Origin of the sequence: Hydrotalea sp., from assembly GCA_030054115.1 — a bacterium.
In the GTDB taxonomy this organism is placed as follows: Bacteria; Pseudomonadota; Alphaproteobacteria; order JASGCL01; family JASGCL01; genus JASGCL01.
Window position 1 is genome coordinate 21,284 of sequence record JASGCL010000016.1, and the last position, 9,629, is coordinate 30,912.

The 9,629-nt window shown below is 48.1% G+C and carries 8 protein-coding genes and 1 tRNA gene; 4 read left to right on the forward strand and 5 right to left on the reverse strand.

The window, feature by feature from the left end:
- Positions 1–51 precede the first annotated feature (51 nt).
- Complete coding sequence (locus QM529_04490) at positions 52–1,869, reverse strand: ABC transporter ATP-binding protein (GenBank protein MDI9313916.1); 1,818 nt, start codon at positions 1,867–1,869, stop codon at positions 52–54.
- 123 nt (positions 1,870–1,992) lie between these two features.
- On the opposite strand from QM529_04490, the gene galE reads away from it, so the two are divergent.
- Complete coding sequence (galE, locus tag QM529_04495) at positions 1,993–3,009, forward strand: UDP-glucose 4-epimerase GalE (GenBank protein MDI9313917.1); 1,017 nt, start codon at positions 1,993–1,995, stop codon at positions 3,007–3,009.
- A gap of 72 nt (positions 3,010–3,081) precedes the next feature.
- On the opposite strand, the gene QM529_04500 is transcribed toward galE, so the two are convergent.
- The 4 genes from QM529_04500 to QM529_04515 form a co-directional block, all read right to left on the reverse strand.
- Positions 3,082–4,044 (reverse strand): hypothetical protein, encoded by a 963-nt coding sequence (locus QM529_04500; GenBank protein MDI9313918.1) that lies wholly within the window; start codon positions 4,042–4,044, stop codon positions 3,082–3,084.
- Between the two features lie 178 nt (positions 4,045–4,222).
- Positions 4,223–4,690 (reverse strand): RpiB/LacA/LacB family sugar-phosphate isomerase, encoded by a 468-nt coding sequence (locus QM529_04505; protein MDI9313919.1) that lies wholly within the window; start codon positions 4,688–4,690, stop codon positions 4,223–4,225.
- Positions 4,691–4,728: 38 nt separating this feature from the next.
- A tRNA-Ser gene (locus tag QM529_04510) sits at positions 4,729–4,818 on the reverse strand.
- A 94-nt stretch (positions 4,819–4,912) separates the two neighbouring features.
- A complete protein-coding gene (locus QM529_04515; GenBank protein ID MDI9313920.1) occupies positions 4,913–7,627 on the reverse strand; it encodes an AsmA-like C-terminal region-containing protein in 2,715 nt (904 codons plus the stop codon).
- A 181-nt stretch (positions 7,628–7,808) separates the two neighbouring features.
- Between QM529_04515 and QM529_04520 the strand changes: the two genes are divergently transcribed.
- Genes QM529_04520 through QM529_04530 form a run of 3 tightly spaced genes read left to right on the forward strand, consistent with a single transcriptional unit; the run spans position 7,809 to position 9,602 of the window.
- Positions 7,809–8,252: a peroxiredoxin gene (locus tag QM529_04520; GenBank protein MDI9313921.1), complete on the forward strand. Its 444-nt coding sequence runs from the start codon at positions 7,809–7,811 to the stop codon at positions 8,250–8,252.
- Positions 8,227–8,724 carry a Co2+/Mg2+ efflux protein ApaG gene (gene apaG, locus QM529_04525; GenBank protein ID MDI9313922.1) on the forward strand — a complete coding sequence of 166 codons (498 nt, stop codon included), beginning with the start codon at positions 8,227–8,229 and terminating at the stop codon, positions 8,722–8,724. The genes QM529_04520 and apaG overlap by 26 nt, the downstream gene beginning before the upstream one ends.
- Positions 8,725–8,750: 26 nt before the next feature.
- Positions 8,751–9,602, forward strand: a complete 852-nt coding sequence (locus QM529_04530; protein ID MDI9313923.1) for an MOSC domain-containing protein — start codon at positions 8,751–8,753, stop codon at positions 9,600–9,602.
- Positions 9,603–9,629 lie beyond the last annotated feature (27 nt).

Consider the following 9,629-nt stretch of genomic DNA (forward strand, 5'->3'; position numbering starts at 1 on the left):
GCAGGCCATTGTTATGCCCGCAAGCTACTTCCAACACAATAAGGCAACCTATCAAATGCGCGACTGTTGCAGGTAAAGGCGGAACTCGTCGTCCTTATCTTCCAATTCTTTAAAACTGCCGCTGTTTTTTATTTTGCCGTCTTTCATAAAAATAATATTATCGCAACCTTTTAGCGTCGACAGGCGGTGGGCAATCATCACCACGGTTATTTGCCCCTTGAGGGTTTCCAAATAATCAAAAAATGTTTTTTCGGTCAGCATGTCCAACTTGGCCGAGGCTTCATCCAATATCAGCAATTCGATGTCGCGGTAAAAGGCACGGGCGATGGCGATACGTTGCGCCTGGCCGCCGGATAATAATTTTTCACCCTCGCCGATTTTGGTGAAAATCCCCTTCGGCGTTTTTGCCACAAAATCCCAAATCTGTGCTTTTTTTAATGCGGCAATGATTCGCCCCTGCATTTCTTTGGATTTTTTAATAACCGACAATTCTTCGCCATAGGCCACGTTTTCGGCAACCGTGCCGAGCGCGATAAAAATATTTTGGTCGACCAAGCCAATTTTTTTATGCCAAGCGCGAATATGGGCGCGGGTTAAATTGACATCGTCTATCTTGACGTCGCCTTTCTTTGGCATCATAAAACCGATAAGCAAATTGACCAGCGTTGTTTTGCCGCTACCCGACGGGCCGGTCAGGCCGATAAAATCCCCCTTGTTGATTTTTAAATTAAAGTCGTCGATGACCGGCTTCTCTTTCTTATTATAGGCAAAACTGACGTTGTTAAATTCGATGGCTTGGTTAAAATTTATTGGCAGGCTATGCGTTGGCGCAACCGAACGATATTTATGAACCTCTTTATATTCATCAAGTAATTGGCGCACGATGCCCGACACCGATTTTAATTGGTTCCAGCTAAACATGATGCGATTAATATAGGGCAGAAGGCGAAACACCACCCCCACCATGACACCAATCTGCGCCGTCAAAAAGCTGTTATCTTTTGAAACTAACTGCAACAGGTTGAAAACGACAATCATCAACAGCAGGGTAATAATCTCGTTAAATTGACCGGGCAAAAACCCCAAGAAAGCTATCCGCGCCTTATCGCTTGCATCGGGATAAATAATCTCATTATATTGCCTGACATAAATATCCTCCTTGCCCGATAATTTTGCTTCCTTAATATTATCGATGGTTTTTTGTTCGATGAATGAACGCGTTACAGTGCGCTTCACAATATCTTCCTCCATCCTTACCAACTTGTCCTTGATATAATACCTGTTAAATAAAAATGCGCAGCCGCCAACCGCCACCACCATCAAGGCCGACCAGCCCAGCATGAATGCCATAAAAATTAATAGCAAGGCGACCTGCGCGCCATAAGAAAACAACAGAACAAAATTAACAAAAAAACTATTGGGAACATTGTGGCCATAGGACATCATCAACCGCATGTGGGTTAGGGATTTTTTTAGCAGCAGGGTGTAATCAGCCTGAAAATAATTGAGAAATATTTTTTGGCTGATGACATTACCCCATAGTGCCGAGACGCGCGACACGCGGTAATGATAAAGAACTTGTAAAAAAGCCTTAAAAATAAAAATCGCCGCCACCAGCAGGCTGAGAATTGCCAACAGCGCAAGCGGCGAGGATATCGAAAAATAATTAAGCACCAGCGCGACCTTAGGGCGTTGCATGGTCTCCGTGGGACTGCTCATCACCATGACCAATAAAAACAGCGGCAGGAATCCAATTATCTCGCAAATGCCAACCAGCATGTCACCCATGACCAATTTAAAAATCTGCACCTTGCTGGAAAATTGAAAAAGGCGTTGGCTTTCGACCAACAAATCAAAATATTTTTTCATTATTTTTTCTATAAAACAATTCACCTTAAAAAACAAATTCTATCGGTTGAAAAAAAACCGCCACCATGGCATAACCCAAATGGCATAAAACATATAAAAAAACGGACAAGGATAAGAAGCATCATGGGTAATATTTTGGTCACCGGCGGCGGCGGATTCATCGGCAGTCACGCCACCCTCGCCCTCGCCCGTGGCGGCCACCAATTGGTGGTGCTGGATAATTTTTGTAACGCCAAGCCGGCCACCATCGCCACCATCGAAAAAATGACCGGCCAGCGCATAACCACCATCACCGGCGATATGCGCGATGAACAATTGCTGGCCGATATTTTTACCAACCATAAGCTGGAGGCGGTGATGCATTTTGCCGGCTTAAAGGCGGTGGCCGAATCGGTCGCCCAGCCGTTGGATTACTTTTCGGTTAATGTCGGCGGCTCGATAGCATTGTTGCGGGCGATGAAAAATCATCATGTAAAAAAAATTATTTTTTCTTCGTCGGCGACCGTTTATGGCGCGCCGCAACAATTGCCCTTAACCGAAAAATCACCCCTTGCCCCCATCAATCCCTATGGCCTAAGCAAATTGATGGTCGAGCAGGTGTTGCAAAATCTTTGCGCCAGCGACCCCACTTGGCGGGTGGCGACATTGCGTTATTTTAACCCCTGCGGTGCCGACGAAAGCGGTTTAATTGGCGAGGACCCGCTCGGCATACCCAACAACCTGATGCCGATATTGTTAAAGGTCGCGGGCGGCGAAATGGAAAAATTACAAATCTATGGCAATGATTACGACACGCCCGATGGCACCGGCGTGCGCGATTACATCCATGTGGTTGATTTGGTGGCGGCCCATATCAAGGCCTTGGCTTACCTCGATAAGACAAAAGATTCTTTGTCGGTGTTCAATTTGGGTTGTGGTCACGGCCACAGCGTGCTCGAGATGGTAAAAACATTCGAGGAAGCAACCGGCCGTAACACCCCCCTGCCCCGCCTTATGGCGCCGCGCCGCCCGGGCGATAGCGCCGCAGTGTGGACCGACGCCAGCCACGCCAATCACATTCTGCAATGGCGTGCCAGCAAAAATTTAAAAGACATGTGTGTCGATGCTTGGCGTTTTTACCAACAAAGCAAAGGCAAGTAAAAAAAACGAGGCAGAAAAATGGGGCGGATGAAGAGAACCACCGCCCCATTTTCTTTTGCCCCTCAAACTTAATTAAAATTTATAGTTAACGCCGGCGCCGACCGTGCCATAAAATAACCCTTTGATATCAACCGCGTAGGCCCAATTCCAAGCCCAACCCTGTTTTTTATCCTTCGGAAAATAGGTTGCATTAACCATGACGTTATTTGCACCAAACAAATAACCGACTTTACCCGACAGGGTAATGTCAAGGCCCGGGATTACGTTGTAACCCAAGCCCAGACCGCCGTCCACCACGCCAGTGACAATTGTCCCAGCCACGGTATGGAGGACTTCATTGGTCTTGCCACCAGTCACCGGCAGGAAATCGGTTGTGAGCTTAAGAACCCTAACCGCCATACCACCGTCAACTATGGGGGTGATAGAAAATTTACCAAGGTTGAATTGATAAGCAAGGGTCGCCATGACAGGGATAACGCTTTCGTTATAGACTATCTTTAACCCAGGTATCGTAACACCACCGCCAAACGTTTCTGACACGTCGCCACCAACATAATGATAGCCAAGCGCCAGGCCAAATTTAAAATTGTTCAATTGATAGCCCGTGTTTATCATGGCACCGCCGCCAAGGCCGAGGGTATTGGCTTGTAATACGCTAGTGCCTAATACCACGTTCTTATCGCCGCGAAGCAAATCGCTAACCTCGCTATTGAGGGTTGCCTTGCTAACCACAAAAAAGTCGGCTTCGGGTTGGATAAAAAATCCATCGTCTTGGTTGGTTGCCAAGCTTTTGCCCGCAACGCGCCCCACCACCAATGGTTTTTTTGCCAGCAACGTAACTGGCGATTTGCCATTAACGCTGTTGGTTTTTACCACATTGCCTGCCGATGCCATATTGGTCGTAAAGGCAAGACCGAGCGTGCCCGCCATCAACATGGCCGACGCCAATAATGCTTGTTGTGATATATATTGTTTAAATAATGAACCACCGCTCACACTATGCGAGCTGTTCAAAAATGTTTTTTTAATTTTCATGATATGTCCCTTTCTCATGAAGCTGATTGTCCAAACGATAAAGCGATATTATACCGCTCATCTCGTGGTGGCTTATACCACAGCGCGTCTTTGGTAATCAATAATAATAATAATAAACGCCCCGCTTTGTCTTTGATTGTTAAAATCAATGCTCGCCCGCTTGGGTTTAGTCGATTATTTACGCCAATTTATCAACGCGGCGGCGGTGGCGTTCGGCAGAGCTTTCAAAATCTTTTTCTTGGAATTTTTTTATAATTGCTGTCGCGGTGGCAAGGTCAATCCGCCGCGCCGCCAGCACCAACACATTTGCATTGTTATGTTGGCGCGCGGTTTCAGCGTCGCCGCTGTCTCTACACAGGGCGGCACGAATATGGCGATGGCGATTCAGCGCGATGCTGATGCCAATGCCCGAGCCACAGATGGCGATGCCCATTGCGGTTTTATTGGCTTGTTTGTTTTTGCTCATCGCCTGGGCCAGCGCGGCGGCATCATCTGGATAATCGGTCGCAGATGTCGAGGTTGCGCCGAGCAGGGTTATATCCGCCTGGCCATTGGCGCGCAACCAATCCCGTAAGGCAATTTTCAAATCATAACCCGCATGGTCGGAGGTTATAAATATCGGCGCGGAAAGAAAATTGTCGCTCATTATCAATACCCTGCGCACAACCTGGCCAACGCAAAAAATGGCGGAGGAGACGGGATTCGAACCCGTGAGGGCTTTAACACCCTACACGATTTCCAATCGTGCGCCTTCGACCACTCGGCCACTCCTCCATTGATTAAAAAAAATAATAACAAGTTTTTTATATGTCGGGTTTTATCTTGCTTTGCGGCAAAAGGCAAGTTTCAATTTCAACCTGTCGCATATTTAATGGTTGCGTTTGTCGGGGGATGGCGCGGCTTTTTTATCATCCGTGGTGGGAAGTGGTTTGGGTATCGGTTTGTTTTTATAGATACCGCGGTCGATAAATTCTTGACTGCCAATTGGTTTGCCAAAAATACTACGCAAAATACCTGGCGTCAGGAACGTGCCGACATTAAACCGCACCTTTAAATTATCAACCGGCCCGGTCATAACATAGCGCGTGCCAATCACCGCATTGTCGCCCGACATCGGCAATATAACATTCAACACCGGAATAATATCAAGCAATTGCGTGATAAAATTCTTCGGCACGTATGTTCCCTCCATATCGGTGCCATCGCCCAGCAAATCAAGCCGGCCAGAAAATGTCATTTCCATCGATGGGCCACGCATCACACCATTTTGAAAAATAAGCTGTTGTTGAAACATTTGCGCGCTGGCGGTTATTTTATCAAACCCGACCCCTTCGTTACCGCTAAATAATCCGGTGATGGATAAAAGGTCGAATAATTTTGCCATTGCGCCCAACTTATCAACCACAAAATCATTAATCTCGCCGCTCCCCGCCAACGGCTCATCGGCATTTCTGGCGGTGGCCGAAAAACTGATATTGCCACCCTCTATCCCGCTGAGGACGCCGGTGCCATATAATAATTCACCGGCATTGCTACCCTTGACGCGAAACACCGCGTCACCGCGCTGCCCAACCTTGTAAAACAATGTCATTTCCTTGGATTTAAAATCAGCCAATTCTATTCGGCTGTCGCGGATAATCAGCTGGAACACCGCATTGCTCCATTCATGATCACCATTCAAACCCAATTTTTTTACATTGCCAACCAAATAAACATCGGGGACTTTGGTTCGGTCGATATGGCGGTCGAGTATATCAATATCCGGCTCGGTGCTAACGGTGCGGTCTTTTTCAAATCCGAGGTAGGGCGCGAAGGACACGCGGTCACCAACCACCGTCATTTTATGCGTGCCATCGGGCAAGGTTGTTACGGTGAAAACTGATTTTTCACTGCCGGCAATGTTCGATTGTATATTGCCCTTATAAAATTCGCCGTTTCTAAATTGTAAATCGCTGGCATCGGCCGATAAGCCGTTTTCATTTGCAACATGCGCCTTCTCAACCAAGAATAAATTGCCGTAACTATAGCCATTGGCGGCAATGGTGCTTTTGCTACCAGCCTTTACATTAAAATTCATAAATGGCACATCAAACGCCGGCGCACGGTCAAAGGTTGTCGCCAAGCTAAAATATATTTTTTGTATCCCGCGGATTTGGTCATATGGCGTTTGCGGCATGCTTCGGATATTCACGTCATAGGCGCCACGCAACTTGCTGAAATCCGCACCCCACACCAAATTGGCCGGCAATTCATTACAAAAATTAAACATACTGCAAACCGACTGCAACGATTCATTAAATTGCGCGCCGGCGTCATACTCGCGGCCGACCTTCGCCACCGAAAAATTCATTTTCATCTTCTGCGCATCTTTGCTCGCATCGACCGCGCCTTTGAAAGCATAATCGGTGGCGCGTGTTTCCAAATCATTTGGCGACATCGCCACTTTCAGGCCGAGGTTCTGCAGGTCAGCATTTTGGAAATAGGCCAGAACCTCGAATTGATTGGTTATGCCATTTGCCTTATCGGTCGGCCCAACTCCAATAGCACTTAGGCCGCCGCGCCGCGCGGTGGTGCTATAGAGTGCCAGATTGCCCTTGGTATCAATTTTTTCAAACTTGGTGGTTTTCGCCAACGACGGCACCAATAATGTTTGCAAATTTTCTAAATTCCAACGCAACCGCATGTCGGTGCGCGATGCCCCGGGTGAAATCGATGCCTGTAGGTAATGGTTGGCCGATGAAATCGTCACATCGGCCGATTGAAATTGCACTTGGTCGTTAAATACTAGCTTGCCATCGACCACGAATTCTTCAAAATTGGCGGCATCGCGCATCAGGGAGGCAAAATTAAAATAATCGCCCAAGTAATTGCTGGTTCTTTCATCGACTAGTTTTTTTAGCACGCTCAACAAATTAAATTTATTGCTCTTGAGGGCAAGGCTTAGGGGCTGGCCGTTCTCCTTGCTAAAGGACATCCTACCGCGATAACGATCCAACTGCCAAAAACCATCCAACCGCAAACCCAATGGGCTTGTCGCGTCGCGGCTGATTTGCAAATCACTAATTTGAAACGGAATACCAATCGCCGCGTAGGTAATCCTCATATAGGAAAATATCGCGTTGGTCGGGGCGACCGAAAAAACACCTGGGTCTTCCCAATAATTTGGCGAACCCATGTCGGGCGGTGATGCGGGTAAGGTTGCATTGCCGCCGCCACCCGCCGCCTTAAGGCTACTCTCCCTGCCCTTCTTATCCTGCAGGTTGCTAAGATGCGGGTTATAATTATTGAGCGACCAATGGCTGTTAAGCCCAATTACCATCGATGATATATTTTCATGGCCGATTTGCAAATCCTCGAGAATAATTTCGGGGGTGGCGGTTAGAATATTGTAACGCAAGCGAATATCATCAACCGATATCGATGCGTCGCTGTTTTGAATCCGCAAATACATATTCACCAACAATGGCGCGGGGAAAAGTGGCACGCCATAAACAAACATCAACCACAGAATCACCATGGTCATAAGGCGGTTGAACCGCACCGTTCTTTGCAACCAACGAAATATTATGTCCTTATCCGGCATAATAGTCTATTATCGCTATTGGCCATTGATTGCAAAAGAAAAAATCAAATCATGCACAGGCTTTAATGTCCATTAAAAACTGCGTAATCGCCTGCCAACCCAATTGCAAACCCCTGCCAGCCCTCTACCAAGCCTCTGTCAAGCCTTGCCAAAACCATACAAAAGAATTATAATCGACGCTATGGTTAAACAATTGCCTTCCTTCAAGTTACCCGACCAAACGGGTGCAACCCGCAATAGTGACGAATTCAAAACCGATTGGCTGGTATTATATTTTTACCCCAAGGATAACACCCCCGGTTGCACCGTCGAGGCCAACGATTTTCAACGGCAAAAAGACAAGTTTAGTAGCAAAAAATGCCAAATCATTGGCGTGTCAAAGGATTCGGTGAAATCACACCAAGGGTTTTGCACCAAACAATCGCTCAATTTTACATTATTGTCAGACGAAAATGGCGAGCTGTGCAACGCGATGGGCACCTGGGTCGAAAAATCGATGTATGGCAAAAAATACATGGGCATTGACCGCGCGACATTTTTGTATAAAGATGGCCAATTGGTAAAGGAATGGCGTAAGGTAAGGGTTCCAGGCCACGTGGATGAAGTGCTGGCCGCCATATCATAAAATTTTATCCCACCACCCCCTGCAAACCATGAAATCATCCTTACGAACGCCCCGCACCCCCTTGAAAACATTGCCAACGCAATGGGTCGAAACCAGCAACAATATCACGGTGGCGGTGCGGGTGGTGTTTTTGCCCGAACATTCAGACGCAAGCGATAGCCGCTACGCCTGGAGTTACCATATCATCATCACCAACCATCGCGATGACAATGTGCAATTGATAAAACGCCATTGGCAAATCGTCGACGCCCATGGCAATAAGGACGAGGTGTCGGGCTTTGGCGTTGTCGGCGAACAGCCGACCATCGCCGCCGGCGAAAGTTACAGCTACGCCTCGGGTTGCCCGCTATCCACCGAAAGCGGTATGATGTTTGGCCATTACCAAATGGTCGATGACCAGGGCGAGGTTATCATGGTTACCATTCCAGCCTTCCCGCTGGAGGTGCCCAATATGAAAAAAAATATTCATTGACGGGCATATTTCTTTTAGCTCCCGTTATGGCGGCGAACATCATTTCACTTCACCAATACCCATTGCAGGGTGCCCAGGGCCAGGCTGTTGCCGCCATGCGGTTGACGGCGCGCACCGCGCCACCGCTTGACCGCGTGTTTGGCATCGTAGAAAAAATTCGCCGCCTGACGACCGATGGCGAACAGGTGATTCATAAATTACGCGGTGACCGCGAATTGTTAACCCTGCGTGCCGATTACGACCCAGCAAGCAAAACCTTAAGCCTCCATGACCAAAATAAAAAATTGCTCGCCAGCGCAAGGTTACCAAAAGACGACCAGGTGATTGCCGACGCCATTGCCAAATTTTTGGGTTACAGCGGTGCGAACCACCCGCTGTCGATGGGATACAAAAGCGACCCGTCATTATTCGGTGGTTTTATTCACGACCGCGCCATCATCGCCGGTGCCTATAAAAAAACGGCGATTTCTATCATCAACCTTGCGTCCTTACGCGAATTGGCGGCGCGGGCCGGCGTGGATAATAATGGCGACGAGGGAGGAGACGCGGGGGAAGACGCGGGGGAAGACGAGGGAGGCGGCGAGACAGCGATCGACCCAAAACGTTTTCGCGCCAATGTTTATATCGACGGGCTTGCCCCCTTTGCCGAATTATCGTGGGTCGGGCAAACCATCACCTGCGGCGCGGTTGCGTTACGGGTGGTGGAACGCACCGCCCGTTGCGCCATTACCGAGGTCAACCCGGGCACCGGCCAACGCGATTTCCCCACCCTGACCCATTTAAAAAATCATTACCACCATTTGGACATGGGGATTTACGCCGAGATTATCACCGACGGCGACATCGCGGTCGGCGACGAATTATCCCTTTCGGCTTAGGGGCTTTGGCGCAATTTTTATAAAAAA